General features: G+C 49.6%; 14 protein-coding genes. 5 read left to right on the forward strand and 9 right to left on the reverse strand.

The features are described from left to right. Positions 1-37: 37 nt before the first annotated feature. Together JW881_16160 and JW881_16165 are read left to right on the forward strand one after the other, a co-directional pair. Complete coding sequence (locus tag JW881_16160; protein ID MBN1699054.1) at positions 38-1,423, forward strand: hypothetical protein; 1,386 nt, start codon at positions 38-40, stop codon at positions 1,421-1,423. Positions 1,424-1,431: 8 nt separating this feature from the next. Continuing rightward, positions 1,432-1,743 carry a hypothetical protein gene (locus JW881_16165; GenBank protein MBN1699055.1) on the forward strand — a complete coding sequence of 104 codons (312 nt, stop codon included), beginning with the start codon at positions 1,432-1,434 and terminating at the stop codon, positions 1,741-1,743. Between the two features lie 284 nt (positions 1,744-2,027). Here the strand turns inward: JW881_16165 and JW881_16170 are convergent, their stop codons facing one another. The 6 genes from JW881_16170 to amrS all read right to left on the reverse strand — a co-directional run bounded on the left by JW881_16170 (position 2,028) and on the right by amrS (position 14,652). After that, complete coding sequence (locus tag JW881_16170; protein ID MBN1699056.1) at positions 2,028-3,395, reverse strand: MFS transporter; 1,368 nt, start codon at positions 3,393-3,395, stop codon at positions 2,028-2,030. Positions 3,396-3,514: 119 nt separating this feature from the next. Continuing rightward, a complete protein-coding gene (locus JW881_16175) occupies positions 3,515-6,403 on the reverse strand; it encodes a PAS domain S-box protein (protein ID MBN1699057.1) in 2,889 nt (962 codons plus the stop codon). A 1-nt stretch (position 6,404) separates the two neighbouring features. Further along, positions 6,405-7,628: an ABC transporter substrate-binding protein gene (locus JW881_16180; protein ID MBN1699058.1), complete on the reverse strand. Its 1,224-nt coding sequence runs from the start codon at positions 7,626-7,628 to the stop codon at positions 6,405-6,407. A 291-nt stretch (positions 7,629-7,919) separates the two neighbouring features. Further along, complete coding sequence (locus JW881_16185) at positions 7,920-11,882, reverse strand: 4Fe-4S binding protein (protein MBN1699059.1); 3,963 nt, start codon at positions 11,880-11,882, stop codon at positions 7,920-7,922. Then, positions 11,866-13,458, reverse strand: a complete 1,593-nt coding sequence (amrB, locus tag JW881_16190; GenBank protein MBN1699060.1) for an AmmeMemoRadiSam system protein B — start codon at positions 13,456-13,458, stop codon at positions 11,866-11,868. Before amrB ends, JW881_16185 begins: the two co-directional genes overlap by 17 nt. A gap of 222 nt (positions 13,459-13,680) precedes the next feature. Next, positions 13,681-14,652 (reverse strand): AmmeMemoRadiSam system radical SAM enzyme, encoded by a 972-nt coding sequence (amrS, locus tag JW881_16195; GenBank protein MBN1699061.1) that lies wholly within the window; start codon positions 14,650-14,652, stop codon positions 13,681-13,683. Positions 14,653-14,862: 210 nt separating this feature from the next. Between amrS and JW881_16200 the strand changes: the two genes are divergently transcribed. Next, the gene (locus JW881_16200; protein ID MBN1699062.1) at positions 14,863-16,296 is read left to right on the forward strand and encodes a family 16 glycosylhydrolase; all 1,434 of its coding nucleotides are present in this window, start codon (positions 14,863-14,865) and stop codon (positions 16,294-16,296) included. 19 nt (positions 16,297-16,315) lie between these two features. On the opposite strand, the gene JW881_16205 is transcribed toward JW881_16200, so the two are convergent. Beyond that, on the reverse strand, positions 16,316-18,223 hold the full coding sequence (locus JW881_16205; protein ID MBN1699063.1) for a PAS domain S-box protein: 1,908 nt from the start codon (positions 18,221-18,223) through the stop codon (positions 16,316-16,318). A gap of 276 nt (positions 18,224-18,499) precedes the next feature. Between JW881_16205 and JW881_16210 the strand changes: the two genes are divergently transcribed. Beyond that, positions 18,500-20,401 carry a CotH kinase family protein gene (locus JW881_16210; GenBank protein MBN1699064.1) on the forward strand — a complete coding sequence of 634 codons (1,902 nt, stop codon included), beginning with the start codon at positions 18,500-18,502 and terminating at the stop codon, positions 20,399-20,401. Between the two features lie 99 nt (positions 20,402-20,500). Here the strand turns inward: JW881_16210 and JW881_16215 are convergent, their stop codons facing one another. Further along, positions 20,501-21,343, reverse strand: coding sequence for an EFR1 family ferrodoxin (locus tag JW881_16215; GenBank protein ID MBN1699065.1), 843 nt, complete (start codon positions 21,341-21,343; stop codon positions 20,501-20,503). A 484-nt stretch (positions 21,344-21,827) separates the two neighbouring features. Between JW881_16215 and JW881_16220 the strand changes: the two genes are divergently transcribed. Next, a complete protein-coding gene (locus JW881_16220) occupies positions 21,828-22,028 on the forward strand; it encodes a 4-oxalocrotonate tautomerase family protein (protein ID MBN1699066.1) in 201 nt (66 codons plus the stop codon). A 221-nt stretch (positions 22,029-22,249) separates the two neighbouring features. On the opposite strand, the gene JW881_16225 is transcribed toward JW881_16220, so the two are convergent. After that, positions 22,250-24,586, reverse strand: coding sequence for a substrate-binding domain-containing protein (locus JW881_16225; GenBank protein MBN1699067.1), 2,337 nt, complete (start codon positions 24,584-24,586; stop codon positions 22,250-22,252). Between the last annotated feature and the right edge of the window lie 53 nt (positions 24,587-24,639).

The raw sequence follows: 24,639 nt of genomic DNA on the forward strand, positions 1-24,639 counted from the left end.
TCTATATTATATTCACATATTCATAAAGGAGGACATAGTGCTTCAAATCATATCCGGGAAATTCTTCAAAAGAAAAGATAGATATAAAAATGACGGTAAAGGTATTGCTTTTTCCAATTATTGCTGGATAAATACGATAAAGACGTGTATCGCATCGCTTGAACCTGTCGATACTTCGGGATCGGTTGCTTCTTATGTTATTACATATATTAATCAGATTGAAAAGGATCCCTCACCAGGTAGAGTCTCAATTGCCCGAATCGGTGATCCTGAAATCGTCGAACAATTCATACATCTATGCTCATTTGGACTTAAGGCTTTCTTTCACAATGACAGAGATACGGTTGCAGTTCATTGCAGGGAAAAAAATTTATATGCCGGAAATAGTAATGTTCCCGGCGAGTTCACCAATCGTTTCTTGAACACACATATACAGGGCAATATTAATGAAGTAAAACAATTTATTGATTTTGTTCAGAATGTTATTGGATTAAAAAGGAAAGAGTATCTTTCCGTAATGACCTGTCTTAAAAGCTTTACACATGCCCTCCAGCTTATCGGAAATAATATCGAACTTGCATATTCGCTTCTCGTCTACTCACTTGAATCATTAAACCATGAATATGATACTTATAATCCGAAATGGGAAGACTATGAAATTGATATCCGTACATCACTTGATGAAATATTGAGTAACCTTGAACCAGATATTGCTTCAAGTATACGAGAAACGCTTCTCAGTTCAAGCAACTTGAAACTGCAACGACGTTTTATTGACTTCGTTACCTCATACTTGCCCGATGATTTTTTTATTACAGAAGCGCCGGTATCAATTAAGACTCTTCGCAAATCTCAACTTCCAAACACACTTAAAAATGCCTATAAAATGAGGTCGCAATATGTTCATCTCCTGAAACCTCTTCATGGTCAATTAAAAGAACCTAAACTGTCTAAAGGCGATGTTTTTCAATGGAAAAATGATGTTTATTTGACGTTAAAAGGACTGTTACGAGTCGTCCATAAAGTTATATGGGAGTTAGTTGTTAAAGCGGAAAAAACTGAAAATGAAACACTACAATGGAGAAATGAGTTGCCCGGTTCCATTCGTGTTGAATTACATCCAAAACATTGGCTTGGGCGGCATAACGGATTCAAACCCGAACAGGCGGCTAAAAAGCTTTCCGGATTCCTTCATCAGTTTGAAAACTGCCGGATTCGTAATGAACAACTGATTGACATACATAATCTGCTTGAATTATATGAGAAGCTTATTCCAACAGCAAAACAGGTTTATGCAAGACAGATGTTGGTAATGTATTATCTCCATAATGTTCATGTAAAACCGGAAAATCGAATAAAAGGATGGGAAGTTTTTTTAAAAAGTATAATCATATTATTGAAGATTGCTCGTTTGAATCAATGATATTATTAATGATTATCGGCAATGACTTACCATGGAAAACCGAAGAATATAAATTTCAATGGATTGAATATACAAAACAGCGCTACAGTAAAAACGGCCTATCACTTCCCATTGTCATAGAAATTGCGGTGATTGTGAATCTTGCACAGTTATTTTTAAAAGAAGGTTTGCCGGAAAAATATGGAGAGTATATGCATGTGGCAATATGTGATGCAGCCGGATGGAAGGAATTGCAGTCATTTCTGCAGGACAGGATAAAAAAACGCGCAGAAACCGGTTATCAGGAGCTTTGTGAAACTGCCAGGAAAGATCTTGCATAACCGTGTTGATTAATTATTTTTTAAAAATTCAATAAATTTCTATCTTTATTTATTTGCATTAAGAAAATTTCTCGCAAAGCTCACGGAGCCCACAGAGTAATAATTATTCTTCTCTTCCTTTTAATGCAACCTCTGTGAGCGACTCCCTTTTCGCACAACTACCCTCTCACCCGGCTATCGCCAAAAACAACTCCTTAAACCTATCGTGTAACCGTTCTGAGGCATGCGACGCGTGACTTCCCGTCATTTGTGAGACGGGCGGACGCCCGTCACCCTGTCCTTACTCAAGCCTGCGATGCCCCCTCTTTTTTCAGCGACGGATAGAGAAAAAACACCAGAAATCCGATAACAGCCACAATTCCCGCGACAATGACGGTCAATCGCACGCCAAAGGGATTTTCGATATCCTTTCCGAAGGCGAGGAAGAGAAACGAAAGTGTCGCGAAGGAAAGGCCGAGCACGATCTTGACAAAGAACCCGTGAACCCCGAAATACATCCCTTCCCGGCGCTCGCCCGTTTCATGGTAATCCTTGTCGCATAATTCGGAAATAAAGACATTCTGAAGCACCAGAAATGCCGCAACGGGAAACCCGCACAACGCAAAGAGAACGTATGCCCAGATTTTCGGATCGCCCGGAAGGATCCCGATCAACCCGATAAGGATGAATAAAAGTCCGAAAGAAACCAGTGCCGTCATATATATCTTTTTTTTATCGACCTTTTTCGTTATCAACCATACAAGGATAAAAAAGATAAAAGCTGAGCCGAAAATGACCGTATTGAACAATGACGTATCGCCTTCCGCGTTGAGGAGGGAAGCATTGATAATGGTGGGAACAATATGCCTGAGGGCCGCCCGGACAGTATTGAATATAAACCAGAAGCACATGTTTGTCACAAGGAAAATGATAAAAGGCTTATTCTTTAGTGTCGTTTTTATTGATTTCCCAAGCGATACCGAACATGGCTGTGCATTCGAGAAACGCTTTTCATCCACACTGAATACGGCCGTATAGAGAAAAACAGCGGCGATGATACAGAGAACGATTATCGTCAATTGCATTGAACCCACGGGTCCGGCGAAAGAGAAAATGGAAATAAGCAGGGGACCGCATATTAGAACGAGAACCCCGCCGACAAGGGCAAATGCCGCCTGGACGGTTGTCAGGTTTATGCGTTCTTTTTCCGTATGCCCAAGTTCGGGAATCAGCGCGATATAAGGCGCCACATAGACGGTATAAAAAAAGAAATATATCCCCGACATGACGGCAAGATAAATCGCATTGATCCATGATGCATTGGAAACAGGCGGGAAGAAAATAAGCACGGTACTCACCGCAAGGGGCAGGCCGCCGAAAATAAGAAATACGCGCCTTCTTCCGAGCCCGCTTTTGGACCGATCCGACATCGACGCGATCACGGGATCCGCGACGGCATCGACGATTCTTCCGAAAATCATGACAACACCGACAACGGTTAAAACACCTAAAAATACCTGATCCGAAAGAAATTGCGGCATACCGATTGCGAGTTTTTCCTTGGGCGGAATAAAAAAATCCGCAGCGAAAAACAATATGATACTGTCACAGATCGCCTGTCCCGCATTGGACAGGTTGTAAAAAAACCGCCTTGGGCCCTTGAATGTTTCCATATCTCCCTCCTTGAACAAAGCGATATTGCACTCGTTATAAAACCAGCATAACCATAAAGGGGCCATATGTGCAAGAAAGTTTTTAAAAAATAAGGATTTTTTCCCGTTTTCGATCCGTTTCAATGAAGCAATTTGTTGATGATTGCCAGGAGCTCGTTATGACGGTATGGTTTTTGAATAAAGAAGGATGCGCCGTCCTTCAGAAGGTCCGCCGCGTTTGTGTCTGCCGAAAAACCCGAAGAAAGAATCACCTTGATATCGGGATTAATCGATTTTAATTCGTAAAAGGTATCATTGCCGTTTTTATGGGGCATGATCAAATCGAGAAGGACAAGGTTGATCCGCTTCATTTCTTCCTTATATATAGCAATCGCCTCAAATCCGTCTCCCGCGGACAACACGGTGTAGCCTTTTTCTTCAAGAAGGGTCGTAACGGCCTTTCGTATTGTCTCCTCGTCATCGACAACAAGAATACACCCCTGCCCCTGTTCGATCGATTCACTTTCAGGCAGCGCTTCCATCGATTCGGCATCCGTTACGGGTAAAAATATCCTGAATACCGTTCCCTTTCCGAGATGGCTGTACACGTGAATTTCTCCCCGATGCTTTTTTACCGTTCCGTAGACGGATGCGAGTCCCAGTCCCGTACCCAGCCCGTCCTGTTTTGTCGTGAAAAATGGTTCGAATATTCGTTCGAGTGTTTCCGTATTCATTCCCACACCGGTATCTTCGACGGTGATTTCACAATAGGTACCGGCCCGCAGATCGAATGCGCTTTTACGGCAATAATCCTCATCGAGATAAAGATTGCCTGTTTTTATCCGGAGCGTCCCCCCCCGCGGCATCGCATCCCGCGCGTTTATCCCCAGATTCAATACGGCATTCTGGATTTCCGTCAAATCGCCAAAAACTATCGGGTTTTCCGCGCTTAATTCCAGCCGTATCTCGATACTCTTCGAAATGCTTCTTTCGAGAATGGAAACGGCATTTTCTATACATTCATGTATACTGAATTCCGATTCCATCATCTTCCCTTTTCGCGAAAAAGCCAGCAATTTCCTGGTAAGATCGGCCGCCCTTCCCGCCGCATCGAGAATGATATCGACACTGTTTTTGACTTTCGGATCGTCTTTGACGATGAGTCCGACAAACTCGGCGGCGTTGATAATCCCGGTCAGCATATTGTTGAAGTCATGCGCGACACCGCCGGCGAGTTGACCGATCGCGTCCATTTTCTGTGAATGCCGGAGACGCTCCTGAAGCCGGTGTTTCTCCGTTACATCACGAAAGATCAGGACGACCCCGAATATATTGCCCTCTTTATCCTTGATCGGCGCACCGCTGTCCGCTATCAGGTACTCCCTCTCGTTCCGCGAAACGAGTGTCGAATTATTGGCGAACTCGACAATGCCATTACACCTCAGAACGCGGACGACAGGATCGTCAATCACCTCCTGCGTATCGGAATCGAACACATGGAATATTTCATGCAACGGCCGGCCGCGGGCGGCCTCAAACGACCATCCGGTGAGTTGTTCGGCCACCCTGTTCATCCGCGTGACCCGTCCGGAGGTGTCGGTTGCGATAACCCCATCCCCGATCGAATCAAGGGTAATCCGGAGATTTTCCTCACTCAGGCGCAACGCTTCGGCGGACCTTACCCGATCCGTAATATCCCGTGCAAATCCGATCACCGCCGTTCGGCCGCCGAACTCGATAAGTCCCATTTTGATTTCCACGGGAAAAACGGATCTGTCTTTCCGTATATGGCGGGTGACGATGGTAACGGGTTCTCCGGGCGTGAGTGTCGCGAATTCGCTTTTCAACCGATCGGGTGTCTTGTAGTTCATATCGATATCGCCGATATTCATCGAAAGCAATTCATCTTTTTCGTAACAGAGATTATGGCAGGCATGATTATTCACTTCGAGAAATCTGCCGTCGAAATCGACGAGGTACATCGCATCCGAGGCCTGCTCGATCAATGACCTGAAGCGTTCCTCGCTTTGTGCTATCGTCTTCTGCGCCGTTTTCAGATCTTTCATGAAGGTGATAATGTCCCGGGCCAGAAAGAGACCGAACAGGCTTAACGCGAAAAGTATGCCGCCTAATAGACTCCAGTTGGTAATGCCGTTCAACAGGTTCGAAGACGCTATGTCACTCCCGATATCGGCGAGAAGCGCCTGTTGAATCCCGGTCATGCTTTTTTCAACCTCGTCCAGATTTTTCTCGATATCGATAATCGTGTTGAAATACTCGACAATCTCCTGCTCGATACCGAACAATATATTTACTTTAAGGTCAAGGGAAGCAATAGCGGATTGTATGTCCGGTTCCTGCCCCAGAAGGATCGCGATATACTTGATTCGCGATTTGTTCAGCGATATTTCATTTTCGATCGCCTTCTTTTCCTTTTGATATGTTTCCATGTCGAGATTCAGGACGAGTTCGAGAAGCAGAATCTGTTGTTTCAAATACAACGACAGGAGATTGTATGCCTCTTCTTTCACCCGGGTCTTGACCGGATCGATCGGTTTTCCTTCGTAGAGACGGATTCCTTCTTCCTTCCGGAACGGTTCGATAATCAACCGCTCGACCTCTTGCGAAAAGCTGATACCGATTCTGGCAAGCTCTTCTTTTCTCCGGTTCAGATTAATGGCCGGATGATAGAGTTTGACCATGATCGAATTGTATTTTTTTATGGCGTCATCGAGATTCCCGATTTCACCTTTTCTGGTCACCATCATAGAACGAAGCGTCCCCAATATGTTCTGCGTGTTTTCCATGGTCAGATACATCTCGTTCCAGCCGGCCGTATCGGCGTTCTGAATAAAGAGTTTTTCATTGTTCTTAATATCGTGTATCAGGGTCGTGAGTTTATCGACATTGTGAAGGGCAAGGTTATTGTCGAGATTGACATGGTGAAAGTATTCGCCCAAGAAGATGCTCAAAATACAGGCGCCGAGTGCGATAACGACAATCAATATTACTTTTATGTTCGTACTCATTCTATTTGTTTTTCCGTAAGTCCGTTATTTCCTTTATTGAAAGCCATGTGCTTGTCGCCGGCACTTCGATCACGGATTCCCAGACGGCAAAGGGATATTCCTCCCGGTAGACGAGCCGTCCGAAATAGGTGGGGCTATCCATTTGTCCGTCGATGGCCCGGATAATGTTTTTCCCGCGTAATCCCGTAAAGTGAATTCCTTTGAGTGCGGCGGCGACGGCCGCCGGATCGGTCGTCCCTGCCTTCCGGACCGCCTGCCGCCATGCGGCAAACGAATCGAAACAACATATCGTATAACCGTTCGGGTACTCGCCGAATCGTCCATGAAAGGTGTCGACGAATTTTTTTGTTTCGGGATATTTCCCGGCAAGATAATTGAACGGCCCCCCGCGCGCGAGACTCCACATTCCCTCGGGAATGATCCGTCCGATTTCTTCCGTCAGATCATACGTGAAAAAACCGAAAACGGCCAGTTCCCGGAACAATCCGGCTTCCTTTGCCTGCAGAATAAAGTAACGGACGTCTTCTCCCCATGAGGCGATAACGAGCGCCTCCGGATTTCCCTTCATTACTTTTTGTATGATCGGTCTGAAATCCGTTTCGCCCAGGGGATGCCAGGCTTCGGCCGTCCATGTCAGACGTACGCCGATTTCCCTGAACTGCTTTCTGAATCCGTTAAGGACATCATGCCCCCAGGAATAATCCGGCCCCACCCACGCGTATCGTTTCCAGGGCATCAGGGAAGTGAAGATGCTGAAACTTCTCGTCTCCATTTGAGAAGTCGGTAGAAATTGAAACACATACGGATGGCCTCTTTCGACAACGATCGATTGCGAGTTTCCGATCGAAACGAGGTACGGAATCCTCTCTTCCCTGCACGCGCCGGAAGCCGCTTCAACGGCGGGACTGGATGCGCCCCCGAAAACAGCGACAATATGGTCTTCCCGTACCATTTCCTTCACATAACGATAATGCAGTTCGGGATTATTGCCGCCGTCCCTTTTTATCATTTTGACGGACATTCCTTTGAATTCGCCCGACGCATTTATCGATTCTACGGACAACTGCGCCGCCATATACATATTAACGGTATATTGTTTCGATACGCTTGAGAAATCCCCCAGAAATCCGACCGTCACCGTCTCTTCCGCACGGAGGGGAAATAACGTAAAAAAAAGAAAATACAGAGTAATGGTGAGTCCCGATAACGCGCCCTTTACCGTCATTCCCATTCCTTTGATTTCGTTATAGTAACAGAATGTTCATACCCGGCATTACAACACAAATGCTTTATCTATATTAAAATGCTATTTTTTAAGTCAATTCGACCGGCAGACCGGAATCCAATTGACGAATATCGTTTATTCCTCGACATATATATAATCCTTATTTTTTAACATATAGTCAAGGGTAAACATATGCATTTCTCCCGCCGTCGTTCTGCGGATGACGGGACAGGTAACGGCACCCGTATGAGCCGCAATTGTCGATAAAAAAAGTGTTTTTCGTTTTACTCCCTATCGCCCGAGTTTTCGGTAATACAAGGCTTCATGTCCGGAGAGCCGGCCGTTTCTGATAAGCTCTTCGATCCGTTCCGTATCGTCCCGGATATTCTCTCCCCCCCGACCGGCCGGCGGTTCTTCGAGGAGAAGAGAATCGTTTTGCGTGTCGCTTTGCCTCGGTTCGCCCGTTCCCGTGTATGAAACGCCGTCATCCGGTGAAAAAAGGAGTCCGCCCGCGACGAGCACGACGGCGAACAAAAAAACAAGTCCGGCGAACAATGTCCTTTTCGCCGACGCCCGCCCCGTATCGGTTCCACGGGACGCCCGGCTTAGTTTTTCTTTTTCAACATACCGCCCGATTCTGCACCTGTCACAGCAAAGACAGTCCGACTCATTCGCGTTTCCGACCCCGCAATCACAGAAACCCGGTACAATACGTGGAACGAGAAACCTTATCAACCGTATCCGGCCCAAAAGTGATAAGAAAGCGCCAGCGGGACAGAGGTTTCTGCAAAAAAAACGCCGGTAAAAGAACGAAAGAAACAAAAGCCCTCCGATAATTGCGAAACCGGTAGTATCCTTCACCCCGCCGAAGGCGGTGACGAGGGGATCCATGACGGAACATCCGCGGCCGGATGCGGTTGCCGCAATCATGACGATGAGGAACAGCATGATATATTTGATATATCGGGTCAAACGGTATATCCGTTTGTCCGGATCGCTTTTTATCCGGGCCGGCCGTAATTCACCGATCACCTCCTGAAGCGCTCCGAACGGACAGAGGTACCCGCAGTAAATATTGCCGAAAAGGACGACAATCACCGGTATTCCGACGATAAAAAAAAGGGAGACAGTCAAAACAGGACGAAAGATAAAATCCGCCAGGTTTACGATATGGCCGGCCGAATACTGTATGTTGAAAAGGACTCCCGAGACGAAAAAAATCGTCAGGAGGAAAACACGCCGGCCCCATACCGAAGGCCGCTTTCTCAGAACGAGAGCGGCAAAAACAAAAAGCGGAAACACGATGGCGGGCAGCCATACATCCCACCGGAAAACCCGCCGCACCGGTTCCTCTGCATCAAAAAGCCCGGTCGCACCGGCGAACTCCCTCGCGGCACGGGTAATGGTCAGAATTATCGCCTCACCGGTCATTGTCGCGCCCGTTGTCGCGTCCCCCGTATCGATTGAATCCCGTTTCACGACGTTCCGCCCGAAGATTAATGCGGGCAGTCTTTCCATCACCGGGCGGAGATACTCTGGCGTTTCGTTCGACGAGGTGATACGGAAGCCGCGAAGTATTCCTTCTTCGTCAATCATCACCGCAATGGCAATCGGTCCGCCGTACCCCGACACACCGGCGGCAAAATCATCCGTATGGAAAACATACCGCTTCCCGACGCCTTCACCCGCCGTGTAGTAAGAAATCCGTTTACCGTCCTCCCTGACTGCTTCCATGCGCCGCGGGGTATCTTCTCCCGTCAGTTCCCTCGCGGCCCGCTCGAACTCATCGCCGACGGACTTGTTGACGTCCGTCCTGAAGAACATTGAACCGGTAAGCATAAACAGACCGACCCCGAAAAGGGCGTAGCTTACCGGCCGCTTTATACGGTCAAAAACATCGCGGCGGTTAACCGCCTTTCCGTGCTGAATCGCAAAGACAGCCGGTATTAGATTGATCGCCAGAAGACACACGAGGATAACGGCACTCCCGTGCACGCCGAAAAGGGGAAGAAGGAACACGCCTGATGCGATGCCTCCCGCCGCACCGCCTGTATGGTCAAGAAATTCGATCGCCGATCCCGCCTCCGACTCGTTCATCCCGATATTGTGAAATCTGAAAGCGACGATGGGGATATAGGCGCCATTGACGATACCGCCTGAAAGTATTGCCGGTACGATCAACAGGCGGAGTCCCGTATCCGAGACGACCGGAACAAGAAAAAGCAGTAACATATGGCCGAGAATCACTGAAGGAAGAAACGTGCGCGGTTCCTTTTCCTTTTTCAGAAGGTATCTCCGCGTCAATATGCTTCCCAGACAAAGCCCCAGGAGAAACGCGGCGGACAGAAGACCGATATGGAGAAACACGGATCCGAAAAAGGACTGGTAAACGAACATAAGCAGGATACTCGTGGAAATACCGGTCACCCCCTGTGAAAACAGCAACACGGCATTATCGACCCGGTTACAGCCGGGCATCGCTTCACTCACCGCGCCTTTTCCGCCCGGCGCTTTCCGTTCTGCAAGCCGGTAGACGAAACGAAGCAGGCCGGCGAGAAGAATACCTCCCGCGAGAAGATATGTTCCGAACCGTATAACGGTGTCGATTGATTCCGTATCCGGAAACGGCAGCGACATCTGTTTTGCAGAGAAAACGAGACCGTGTAACAGTGCCTTTGGATAAGACCGGGTGTTGAGAAGAAGGCCGCGCCCCGTTTCACCGATGACCTCTTCATAGTGTTCCCGCTGCATGGCGGCGCGGTCCTGCCGGTAGACCTTCAGAAGCCCTTCCAGGGGAAACAGCGACTCAAGCCCGTCCGCCTTCATATACCGCTTTTCCAGGATATCCGGTTCGCCGCTTGCACCTCCGTTCGCGGAAGCGCAAAGCCAGCTCCGGTCACCCGGTATGATCAGTATCGTGGGGAAAACAGTTTTCAGGGTATAAAAGATCGATGCCCCGAGCCTCGCCGTCTCGCTTCCCAGAAAATTCTCCCCGCCCGGGGTTCCGACGGAAAATATACCGCGCGGATGCAGATGTTTCCCGATCGATTCATAAAACTCCTGAGTATAATACCGGTTAAGCACAAGCGTGGAGGCTTCCCGAAGGTGACATATCACGATATCGAAGGGTTCGTCGTTCGCGTCCAATACCTGCCGTATGTCCGAATCGGGCACCACGAGCTTTCCGCCCCACCTCTTCAATGCGCCGCCTGACAGATCGAGAACATGTTCCGCATAGGGGGGGTCTTCGGTTATCCATGTGACCTCATGTATTCCCGGAAGTTTCAAAAAAGCAAGACAGACGGGGAACGCCCCCTGCCCGATAACGAGTACCCGCCGTGCTTCGGGATTCTGCACCAGGTGGACGGCCGCCACCTCCGCCCCGTAGAGGTCATTCGGAAAAGATTCGCATACGCTTCCCCGGGTCATGACAATCGATTGATCCCCGTAGGTTCCGTAGAGGTATTCCGTCTGGGGTGTCGCGAATCGCCCCCCGTACACCCCCGAAGGCAGCAGCCGTTCCCAGGCGGTTCTGCTTTTCCATTCAGACAGAAGACTTCCGGTGCCGGACACGAGAATGAGTGCGATCGCAAGAAAGGGTAAAGCCGCCCTCACAAAATGTTTCTTTACGAAAGAAACACCGCCCGAGCCCGCGGCCAGGACAAGACAGGAGACCAGAAAGACGGTTTCATGCGTCAATCCCGCCATAAGCAGGAACGTGACGGCAACTCCCCCGGCGACATTGCCCGATACTTCCATAATATAGACGAGGGGAACGGAAAAGATCCGGGCACCCCCGGTTTGTCCTTCTTCGAGGTTCCGCGCCGCTATCCATCTGCATGAGAGGGTGAAAAACAATCCCGTACAAAGACTCACCGGCGCGCACGCGATCAATGTCACCGGAAACATACGGAAAATGGGAAAGAGATCGAAAGCCTCGATCCCGGCAAGCGGACGCGCGTTGAAAAACAGAAACTGCTGGAGAACATACGCCGGTGCATAGAGAAAAGGGAAAAATTCGAAATGGCGAAGCAAAGCCGGTGTGGCGGTACATGTGATACGGCCGAGGAGCGCGCCGACAGAAACCCAGAGAAGCCAGGAAAAGAAAAACATGCCGATGGCAAGCTCGCTGCCCTCACAGGTAACGAGAAACTCCCGAAATAAAATACTCTGAACGCCAAGGGCAAAGAAACCAAGGGCGAAAACGAGCAGGTATCGAAAAACAGTATCGGAGTGTCTATGGACGAAGGTCATGTCCCTCCTTGAATACGTCGGCTTCAAATACGAAAAACTCGCACCCGTCCTTCCACGAATCGCCGGGAAGCCCCGCTTTCAAGGCAAGATTGGCAAGTGTCTCTTCCAGCCCCCACCCCTGCTGGGGTGCGACCTGCGGAAGGAATACCGCCGAACGATCCATCTTCGAAAGAACAATCCCTTGCCTGCCGATCACTATTTCCTTGTATGAGTCAACGGGCTGCGGCATGGTGAGCACCGATATTTCGATTTCCAGTTCCCCCACTTCGTCCTTCGTAACGGGTTGAAACCGGGTGTCATGCACGGCGGCGTTCACGGCGTGTTTCATCACCACCTTATACAGCGGTGAAAGCGGAAAAACATCGCCGATACACCCCTTAAGCCGGCCGTCTTTGCTTAAGGTGACAAAGGCGCCCCGTATGGCTTCCATGGCCGGACTTATCCCGATTCCCAGCCCTTCCGGTTCGGGCATTTCTTTGTATTCCATGTAATACTCGAGGGTCTTGCGCGCAAGAAGCAGGAGATCCCCCTGTTCGATTTCCGAAAGGACCCCGGATATCGGTTCGGACGGAACATTCTCGGGCTTCTTCCACCCGCCGGTAATGACAAAGCTAGCGTAACTCACCGAGTTCGTCATATCCCCTGTTATTTTCCCCGACGTTTCATAATCCAGGAGAAGCGGCTCGGTCTCAGGTCCGCACATTGAAAGGAGTATTTCTATCGCGTCTCTCCCGCATATCGTCGCGCCGGTACGCTCGCAAAAAGAACGAAATCCCGCCGGGTCCTTTCTGAGAATATAATCACAGGCTTCCATATCGAGCTTTTCGATATTTCGTTCGACATCGTCGGTAAAAGGGAGATATCCGTAATTCGGACCGAAGTGAATGAAATCCGAACTCACCGCGACAAGTGTCTCCTCATCGACAAGTGAAAGCAGAAGCGCGGCAATGGTATCCGCCGTATAGGCATTCAAACGGCCCACAATGACCGGTACCAGGAGAAACTCGCCGATCGCGACCTGGAGAAACGGAAGCTGAATCTGTATACTGTGTTCGTATTCATGTACCTTTCTGATACTTTTGACAAAAACCGATGTTTTAAGCCGTTCGATGAACTCTCTATCCAAAGGAATGTCGCCCAGGGGCGTTCTGTAATGGGTAAACGGGGGAACACTCACATTGTTTTCCATGGGGTATCTGTGCGAAGGCCCGAGAATGACGACACGGTGAAATTGTTTTCCTTCGATCTGTTTCACGCCAATGGCCGCCACCTTGCCCGAATAGGCATACCCCGCATGGGGAAGAATAAGCCCGCTCACATGACGGTAGCCGCCGCGGGGAACCATTTCAAAAAAGGCCCGGATCCCGGTTTCAAGCTGCGCGCTTCTTTCATTATACCAGGTGCCGGCCAGCCTGGAAACAAGCACATTTGCCTCGCCGTCCGGCATACGCGGTGACACACTCACGCCGTCTTTAGTCTTTTCCCCGCCGCACGATACAAGGTGTAATATCGAAATCATACCGGCGACAATAAAAAACCCGATCCGTACATTATAATTGCGTCTTAATTTTCTCATTATACGATTCATTTTCCTTTCCTCACTCTCAATATTATCCCGCCCAGGGAGCCCGGCGCCGAATACTGCGTTTTCTCAGTACGATGATCCTTCCCGGATACGGTAAAAGAGTCGCTTCTCCTTCCGGCCCCCAAAGGAGGTGTCTTTTCCCCCGCAGCCGCAACCCCGGCATTGAAACCGCCATAATGGCTGATGCAAGAATTTTTATCACAGACCGTCTTCCTATTCCCATATTCCGTAAACCTCCTCCCCGCACCAGGGACATTGACCCTGCGTGATATTGTTTTCCAGAATGACATACCCCCTCCGGCCCACAAGCAGTCCGCCGCACTTGTGACATCGGGTATTTTCCGCGTCGGGGGCGAGTATGTTTCCGATATACACATGATAAAGGCCGTTTTCCCGGGCAATCCCGCGGGCGCGTTCCAGCGTATCGAGCGGTGTGGGCGGAAGATGACGAAGCCGGTAGTGGGGGAAAAACCGTGAAAAATGAAGGGGGGTTTCCCTTCCCATATAGCCTGCAATCCAGCGGCAAAGACCGCGTATATCCTCGTCACTGTCGTTGAGTGTGGGAATCACAAGGTTTGTCACCTCGACGAGAACCCCCGCCTGTTTCGCCCGGATGAGGGTGTTGAGGACCGGTTTCAGGGTTGCATCGCAGATCTCCCGGTAAAAGGAATCGGATAAGGCTTTCAGGTCGATGTTTGCCGCATCGATATAGGGGAGAAGATGGTCAAGGGGAGCCTCGTTGATATAGCCCGCCGTCACGAGAACGTTATAAAGCCCCGCCTCGTGCGCAAGAACGCTGCCTTGCAGTGTATATTCGTAAAAGACAACAGGATCCGTATAGGTGTAGGCGACGGACGCACATCCGTCACGGCGCGCTATCGCCGGGATCGATTCGGGAGGAAGATGATAGGCGGGAACATCCTCGGGATCGGCCTGGGAAATCTCCCAGTTTTGACAGTTTTTACAATGCAGATTGCAGCCAGCGGTTGCGAGTGAGAATATCCATGAACCGGGAAGCATGTGAAAAATCGGTTTTTTCTCAATCGGGTCTTTATGAACCGCACACGGGTATCCGTAGGTTACGGCGCAAAGCTTCCCGTCTCTGTTAACGCGGATTCTGCATTCACCCCGCCGTCCGGGAGGGATAATACAGGCTTTTGGACATAAATCACACTGAACATTCATGATATATGTATAAAAAAAGGATACCCTTTCGTCCGCATTAAGTCAATCCGGCCGCTTGTACATAATCGGCTGTCAGCAATAAATCACCGCTTTTAAAACAAGAATCCTGCTGTACCTGATATACCGCCAATGGTATACTGAAAGCAGGATGACGGGCGGTATCGATATATTATTATTTCATCATCCCTTCCATATAGTTGAGGAGGATCTATGAAAAATATCCTGCTTGCGGGATTTATCATTTTTTTGCCGATATCAGGCTGTGTAACGTCCGGACCGCCTGAAACCGGAAGTCCCTGGCAACTTGTCTGGAACGACGAGTTTGACGGCAACAAAATCGACAGGAAAAAATGGACATTCGATACCGGGAACGGTTTCTGGTCGGGCGATGAATGGGTCGCCGGATGGGGAAACGCGGAACTCCAGTATTATACGGATAATCCGCAAAATGTATCCGTTGAAAACGGGCTGCTCACCATACGGGCCATAAAGGAACGTGTTACGGGGAAAGCGGGAGCAAAGGAGGAGAGCTTTTCCTATACATCGTCAAAACTGACGACAAAAGGGCTGTTCGGCAAAGTGTACGGAAAGTTCGAGTTTCGCGCGCGTTTTCCCAAAGGAAAGGGGTTATGGCCGGCCCTCTGGATGATGCCCGAAACGAATCAGTACGGCGGCTGGGCCGCTTCCGGTGAAATCGATATTTTCGAAGGCCACGGAAGCGATACGTCACGTACTTCCGCGGTACTCCATTTCGGTGCGGAATGGCCGGATAATAAATTCGCGGGCGATACCTACGTGTTTCCCGACGGCGGTTCGACGACGGACTTTCATACCTACGCACTTGAATGGGAACCGGGTGAAATGAGGTGGTATGTGGACGATAAACTCATTCTCACCCAAAACCGGTGGTTTACAAAACGGGGAACCTACCCCGCGCCATTCAACAGGAAATTCTACATTATCATGAACATGGCGGTGGGCGGCACATTTGACGGTAATCCCGATGAATCGACCCCCTTCCCCGCCGTCATGCAGGTCGACCACGTCCGCGTCTACGAACTAAAAGGCGGCGCATATCCAGTGCATCCGAAACCGCCGGACGAGATCCCCCCGGAGCCGCGGCCCGCCGCCGCCCGCCCCCCGCTCGAAGACGGCAATGAGGTCTACAACAACACGTTCACACTCGATGATCCGGATATACGGGACAACGCGGGACTCCCCGGAACCGCATACTGGTTTTTTCTCCACCTTCCGGAGTTTGGCGGGGACGGCAGACTCTCAATAGAAAAGGACGGCAGCCGCAATGTTGCGCGGATCGATATCGATAAGGCCGGCAATCAACCATATTCGATTCAGCTAATCCAGCGTGTTCCGCTTGTCAAAGGCCATACCTACAGGGCGCGTTTCAGTGCGAAGTCTTCCGGCGCCCGGCCGATACAGGTAAAAATAAACGGGGATGAGGACAACAGCTGGGTGGCTTATTCGAATATCGAACGGATCGAACTCGAAGACGAATGGAAGGATTATTCATTTACCTTTGTGATGTCCTATAAAACGGACCTCGAAGCGCGATATGAGTTCAATGTGGGGCTTGACGATAAAAGCGTCTGGATCGCGGATATCCGGCTCGAAGAAGATCAATGACGGAGAAAAGCGGGAACCCCTATCGACACAACACTTTATCAAGCGCCATTTCCAACTCTTTGATGGTAAACGGTTTCCTGAGTACCGCCTTGAACCCATAGGAGCCCGGAGAAGCCAGGACGGGGCTGTTTGAAAAACCGCTTGTCACGATTGCGTTGATTTCCGGATCGATTTTTTTCAACTCCCCGATAATGGTACTGCCGCCCCCGCTTCCCGGTATGGTCAAATCCAGAATTACCGCGTGAAACGGCTTCTCTTTTTCACGGTATGCCTGAAAAAGCGCAATCCCTTCATCGCCGTTACGCGCAACGACCGGTTCACATCCCAGATAACCCAGGCTGTTTTCCATTGCCATACGGACCATTGCTTCATCATCGATCACGAGAATTCGTTTTCCTTTTTTTTCGATACCGGCAGACGCATCGAGTTCTTCCTTTTTTTCCGGGACACTCCCGACGCCGGCGGGCAGAAAAAAATGAACCGTCGTTCCTTCCCCCTCTTTCGATTCCAGACTGATAAATCCGCCGTGCCGCTTGATTATGGAATAACAGATGGAAAGCCCCAGTCCGTTCCCGGTCGTTTTCGTCGTAAAAAAGGGAATAAAAACCTTTTCGAGATATTCCTCGGGAATACCTGTCCCCCGATCGCGCAATGAAACACATAAAAAACGGCCCTTTTTCCCTGACGGATGGCCGTTTTCTAAAACGGCATTTTTGGCGCTTACCGACACCACGCCGCCGCCGGGCATGGCCTGGAGAGCGTTGATCGCCAGATTTTGCAATACCTGACTGATCTGTCCGGCATCGACCTCACACGGCCAGATATCATCTTCGATGTTATATTCGAACCGGACGTTCGAGCCATGCGCGACAAAACCGGTCGAATCCTTGATGAGTTCACCGATCGGTGACTCCTCCTTGACCGGCGCGCCGCCTTTTGAAAAGGTGAGTAATTGCTCGGTCAGGCGCTTTGCCCCCTCCGCCGCTTTACAGGTCTGTTCCAAAAGCGGATACTTTTCACTGCAGGAAGCGCATTCCCGGAGAAGGAGGGACAGATTGCACTGGATCGCAGCGAGAATATTATTGAAATCATGGGCAATTCCCCCAGCGAGGATACCAAGCGATTCAAGATTGCGGGTTTTTTCCAATTCGTCACGGTATTGCACCTTTTCCGTAATATCGCGGGACACACCCATAATCGCGTAGGTCTTCCCCTGTTTGTCGAAGAGAGGAACGAGCCATGTGTCCAGCCAGACAAACGTCCCCAAAAAATCCGACCGGTTTTCGGTATGCAGCCCCTCTCCGGTCCTGAACACCGTTTCGATTCGCTCCCACATCCGTTCGAATACTTGCGGGGAAAAGAGTTCGGAAAGTTTTTTCCCGAGAATCTGTTCCGGTGTGGCACTGAACATTTTCGCAGAATAATTATTGACAAAAAGTACCGTCTGGTCGGGCGCCACACAGAACAACAAGTCCGGCAGGGCTTCCATCAGGGACCTGTAGCGTTTCTCGCTCTCTTCAATAAGTGTCTGTTTTTCATGTATGTCGCTTATATCGTTAAAAACAAAAACGACATATGATATTCCTCCCTTTTCGGGGAGAACGGGAAACGCGGTTATCGAAAGAACAATGTCGTCCGTTTTTTTCAGGCCGAACCGTTTGTCACACACGGACAGGGGGGTCTTAACCCGGCGGACACAGACTGTCTCTCCGCGAAACAAACGTTTCAGCTTTTCCGTGATTTCGGTCTCGTTTTTCCAGGGGGCATCCTTAAGAATGTTAAAGTTATTTTCCAGAAGTGCCGGATCCGTGACACCGAACAGGGCCTTGAACCCCTCATTCATTGTTACAAGGATACCTTTCACGGAAAAAAGGGCGGCCGGATTGGAAACAGTTTTCAAAAAATGATGCGGTGCTCCTTTGACCAAAACCACTCGACTCCTTTTTTTCACATCAAACCGTTATACACGGATTATAATTCAAGCGAATGCCGAATGCAAACGATCATTGGCGCGGTTTTAGGGGGATATGCCGGCATCCGAATCCGTGCGAACGTGATACATAAATTGTCCGGATACGGCGGAAACCACCCGGCGCAAGAAAATACAACCATACACGGCAAATGTGTACATTGTGTGTCCATGATTGCACAATGAACAAAGGCAATGTATAATTGAGAAAATTCACGAGAGGAGAATAGGAAATTGAAATCAAGCCTGTTAACAAAAAAAAAGATAACAAAAACAGCACCACTCTTTTTCTTTTTGTTTTTTTTATGCGGATTGACCTCATATGCCCAGATGCTGGGAGACGTGGACGGCAGCGGAACGATCAATATCGTTGATGCTTTAATCGTCGCTCAGTATTATGTCGGGCTCAATCCGGCGGGATTCAATCCGGCATACGCGGACGTCGACGGAAACGGCACTATCAATATCGTCGACGCCCTGCTTATCGCCAGGTACTACGTGGGACTCATCACCGAGTTTCCCGCAGGCGGCCCGACGGAACCGCCGTCCGGCGGAAGCGAGCCGAAAGCCTCATTCACTATCTCGAATGTCACCCCCGGATTGAACGAAATCGTCCAATTCGACGGATCCGGCTCGTCTGACCCCGACGGTACGATCGTTTCCTACCATTGGGATTTCAAAGACGGTACGGAGGCCGACGGGGTGAGGGTCTCGCACGCCTTCATCGAAATCGACGACTACAATGTCGTACTCACGGTCACCGACGACAGCGGCCTTTCGGACGACAAAAAGAACCGCGTCATGGTGGGGAGGCCCGCGGGCTGGACGGAGGACACCCATCATAAAAGCGCGGACGGGGATTACGAAACGGTATTCCCGGAAGACAGCGTGAACAGGATGGATATCACGATAAGCCCCGCCGATTTCGAGACCATGGAAAGAAACCTGGACACGCTCAACATCATGAGCACGGAAAATCCGGTGTATGTGCCCGCCACGATCAATTTCAACGGACTCACCTGGTGGCATGTCGGCGTCCGTTACAAGGGACAGTCCACGCTGTTCATACCAAAACAGGAAGGAAAACACAAGTATCCCTTCCATATAAATTTCGACAAACTGGAGGACGATTATCCGGAAATAGACGACCAGCGGTTCTACGGATTCAAGGAGCTTCTCGTTTCCAACAACTGGTTCGATTCGTCATTACTGCGCGACAAGGTCTGCGCGGATATTCTCCGCGACGGCGGAACCCCGACCGCGCGCGGTTCGTACTGGCGGATCTACGTCGACACCGGCAGCGGACTCAATTATTGGGGACTCTATACGATGTTCGAGGACCCGTCCGACCTCCTCCTCGAGACGCAGTTCACGAACCCCGACGGTAATCTCTACAAATCCGACGGGCAGGGCGGGGACTTCAGAACATTCACGGAAACCGCATTCACGAAGAAAACGAATGAGGATGAGGCCGATTTCAGCGACATCCGGTCGATGATCGATTCTCTCAACGCCCCGCGGAACAATGCGGCGTCATGGCGGGCCGGGCTCGAAGCGACATTCGACACGCACTTATTTATGAGATGGCTCGCCGTCAATACGTCGATCGTCAATTGGGATACATACGGATGGGTCACGAAAAATTATTACCTCTATCAGGACCTCGACGACAACGGACGGCTCAAATGGATTCCGTGGGACTTCAACCTTTCACTTTCGGAAAGCAACCCGTTTAATATAAACATCCCGATCCCCAGTCTTTCACTCGACGAGGTTTCGACCAACTGGCCGCTGATTACTTTTCTGATGGACGATCAGGTTTACCGCGATCTCTACCACCAGGAAATGGCGGCCGCGCTGGACGGCTGTTTCAATGAAACGGCGGTAAAGAACAAAATCAACCGGCTGCACAATCTTATCAGACCCTATGTCGTCGGAGCGGAAGGGGAAAGAAACGGATATACCTACCTGACGAACGGGGCATCGGAGTTCGATCAGGCGCTGACGGAGCTTCTCAATCACATAACTTCGCGCCGCCAGAAAGTCGCGTCGTATCTCCTTTCACCGTCCGCCACGCCCCCCCCCGAAGGCTCACGCCCCGCCAACCCGACAATGCCGTTTCCACCGTCACCGTGACGGGATGACACAGGAAGGCCCGGAGGAGTCCTCAGGGCCTTCCTTTTTTACACATCTGTTTTCCTTCGATGGAGGAATCATATCGATATATCCTTGTCGTTACATTTTTCTCTGTTTCGCGATGTCGTTCACCGATGCGTACGGGTGCGGATAACGCCCCTTTTCCTGCGTATAGGATTTCATCCACACTTTCGAATAAATCTGCACCGCTTCCCGCGGACAGAAATTGAGGCAGGCGTAACAGACATAACAGCCGATACGCTTTTGCCACACCGGCTTCCCGTCCCGCATGACGATCTTTTGAGACGGGCATACCTTTGCGCAGATCCCGCAGCCGTCGCATTTCGAATCGGCATAAAAATATTTTTTCACCTTCGCCGATAAAAAATGCACCATAAAGGGAATCAGACGGTCGAGGAAAAAGTTGAGGGGCGCGCAACCGGTGATCTTAACGCCGCCTGAGTCTTCCGCATGATCTTTTTTATGCAGAACGATTTCGGCAACCTCCTTTGATTTCCGGCGGACGGATGATTCGAACGCTGCTAATTCCTCCCCGGCCGGTACGGTAAATGCGCTCAATTTCGGGTCGTTCATCCCCATGGTTATTACAAACCGCGCTTTGAGGCGTTTTCCCTGTTTTTTCAGTAACGTATCGATAAGCGGAAACCCCCGGAAAATCGACCCGCCCCGCGTGGCGATCGCGAAAAAATATGAGGAGGATGTCATATCCGTCTTTTTCAGGAATTCCCGTACCACAGACGGGATCGTCATACCGTGACAGGGAAAAACAAAACCGACGTTCGGCGCTTCCGTGCCGGGACATCCGGCATCAAGCGCCCCGACCATGGGGACGAGGACGGAACGTGGAATCATCTTCTCCAATTCCCGTGCAACATATAACGAATTGCCGGTCCCCGAAAAATAAAAAAGCTGTGTCTTCATTGCTCGATTCTCCATATAACTCAATAAAAATGTCAGCTTCGAAGGAGGTGATTTGCCGATATTAATCAATAAAACGCATTCGTCTGACGGCGCACGTTCCGTAATTATTCCATAAACAAATCGATATGTTCCTCAACCAGATATTCCCTATACGCTTCATCATCCGGAATGAGTCTCTTTTCCCCTTTCAAAACACTAACGATGATAGTATGTCGAAATAAATGAGTCAAGCTTGCCGTTTATTGAGGGATGTGTGCTGTCGCGCACAAATAAGAAGAAAGCCCGGCACCAGCCGGCCCGTCCGGGACAGACACGGATGAATCGTTTTAGTCAAGGTTTCCCCGCACGGACTGTATACAAAGAAGACGTTATATCCGGTGCCGTTATCAGACGATTGACACATTACGGTTTTAGCGACAATATGAATAGACCGATTCTGTATATCCCGGTGATCGATAAAGACAATATCAAAGGAGTGACCAAAATGCCAAACGTAACGATTGACGGCCCTGAGATTTCCGATACCGAGACAAAACGCCGCCTTGTTGTTGAGGTGACCGATGCATTGGAAAAGGCGTACGGACTGCACCGCGACGCCTTCGTTGTCATCATAAAGGAGAACGCTCCGGAGAATGTCGGCGTCGGCGGCCGGCTTCTCGCGGACAGGCAGAAGCAAAAAGGGTGAAGTACCCATACGGTCTCCAGGCATGCCCGTGCCCGAAAAAAAAATGCCCGCGTCATGGCCGGTGTGAGGAATGTATCACATACCATAAAAATCGGGGAAAACTCCCCTATTGCGAACGAAGGTCGTTTATAAAGAAGATGGAAAAAAGGAAAAGCCGGGGGTGAGTTGTCTCTCTTCCGCCGGTATAACGCCGGACGCACCTGATATGGCGCGGTTGCCGGCTAGGTCGTCCAGGTATATCCCTTCTCCCTGAACAACCGTATACAGGCATCGACGACGTCCGGATCGTAGAGAATTCCTTTGAACCGGTCTATCTCATCGAGGGCGGCGTCAATCCCCAGGGCTTCCCGATACGGCCGGTGGGACGACATGGCTTCGACCACATCCGCGACAGTCATTATCCGCGCTTCTATGGAGATTTCATCGCCCTTCAGTCCCCTCGGATATCCCGAACCGTCGAGTTTTTCATGATGTTCGTACACGATATCCGCGATCGGCCATGGAAAATCGATTGTCTTCAATATATCGTAACCGACCTGCGGATGCTTCTTGATCATCATGAACTCGATATCATCGAGTTTTCCCGGCCGGTTAAGCACTTCCGATGGAACATATATTTTCCCCAGGTCGTGGACAAGACCCGCCATTCGTATCGATTCCACTTTGTTTGAATCGAGTTTCAATTCCTGGGCAATCGTTCTGGCAAGATCGGAAACCTTGTGTAAATGGCCGAATGTGTAAGGATCCCTCACTTCAACGGTTTGGGCCATGGTCTGGATGAATCCGCTCATGGCTTTTCGTAATTTTATGAGATGCTCGCTCAGGTTGTTTTTCTGATTCTCGACCTCATTAACGAGCAATGATGTCTGCAAAGCACTGCTGATATTGTCACTCAGAAATCCGTAAATCTGCGCCATCTCTATATTGAGTTCATAAACGATAAACCCGATTTCATTGAGGACTTCGACAATCACGGCAAACCTTTTACCCCAGAACGGCATGGTTTCGGGCACGAGCTTTTTGGCCGGAAACGGTTTCTCTTTCTCGACCGTTAACACAGGGCCTTTTTCATCATATGCAAGAAGAAGACGGGCTTCGCCTTCTATAAGGTTTTGCCGGTCGGAAAAAAAAGAAAGATAACACTCACTGATACCGAGTTCGGGTAATCTTTTTTTAAGCTCTTCAATCTGCTTTTCCTTTTCCAGCATCATATGCAAATCCTCACGAAGCGAGTTGAATCGCTGGTTTTCAACAAGCAATCCGCTGTGCCGGTATTTTTCCTCCTGAAGCATTCTTTCAGAGACCAGGACATACGCCCTGTAGCCCAATTCCTCCGTACATAAAAGCGATTCATGGTGGTTGAGTACCTTAAGCAGCTTGTCTTTAAGTCCGTCGACAAGCTGCTGCAATACGAAAATGTCGCCCCCGAGAATCTGTATGTTTTTGATCATTAAATCGAACTTTCGCATAAACCCGTCGATGTCACAGGATTTTATGCTTTCCAGAAAATCCAGACAAATGTCTTTCAGAAGTCCTTTTTCGTCGATCGAGAACCGTCGTTTAAACAGTCCTTCGGTCTTTTCGATGACTGCATCGATAATTTCCCGCTTTCGCTCGATCGTTTTATTGCCTTTTTCCTTTCCCTCTTTTCCCTTTTGCGAATATGCGGGAAACGAAGCGGTGACACAGCCGCACGATTCCCGCACGATCAGCGAGGACGGAACAACCATTCTGCCCGAAAGCTCTCCGCCTTTCATATGTCCGATCAATAATTCGACAGCGGTCCATCCCTGTTCATAGAGCGGCTGCTTTACCGTGGTAAGCGGGGGGCTGCAATATCTGGACAGATTGAGATTATCGAAACCCGTCACCGCCATCTCATCCGGGACCCGTATTCCCCGTGCCGTCAGTGCATCCAGAACACCGAAAGCCATATTATCGTTTGCCGCAACAATAACGTCGAACTTGTGATTCGTATCGTTGAATAGATAATCCACCGCCCTGATTCCGGAAGAGGAGGTGAAATCACCGTTCACGATCATCGATTCCTGAAGCCGTATACCCTTTTCCTTCAGTAGATTGCGAAAACATTCAAAACGTTCGTTCGCATCCGGGATATGCTCCGCTCCCTTGATAAACGCGAAGTGTTTGTAATGATGAACGTCGACAAGGTGATTCACCAGGTCCCTCATGCCGCTTTCATTATCGACACTGAGAGAAGGCAGGGAATCCAGCACATGTGAAATCGTTATAAGGGGTATGGGGCGGAACCGTTCGCAAAATCTCCCTATGGTTCCGTTGTCGACATAACGGGAAATGGGAGCGGCAAGGATAATAAGGCCGTCGAGTATATCGCTGTATGCCAGGTCGTACAGGATATTCCGTATTTCCTCATATTTGCGGCTGGAATGGATACTTCCTCCGTGATAACAGATGAGATTGACGTCGTTTCTCAAGGCACAATCCGCAACACCGCGCAGGATCGTATTCTGATATGGGCTGACAACCCAATCGACGAGTATCCTTATTGTCAACCTATTCTTGTCGTTTTTCGCCATATTTCATTCATTTATAGACGTTAAAGCGAACAATAACCGTTCTCTCAGGACGT

Source organism: Spirochaetales bacterium, from assembly GCA_016930085.1.
Classification (GTDB): Bacteria; Spirochaetota; Spirochaetia; order SZUA-6; family JAFGRV01; genus JAFGHO01.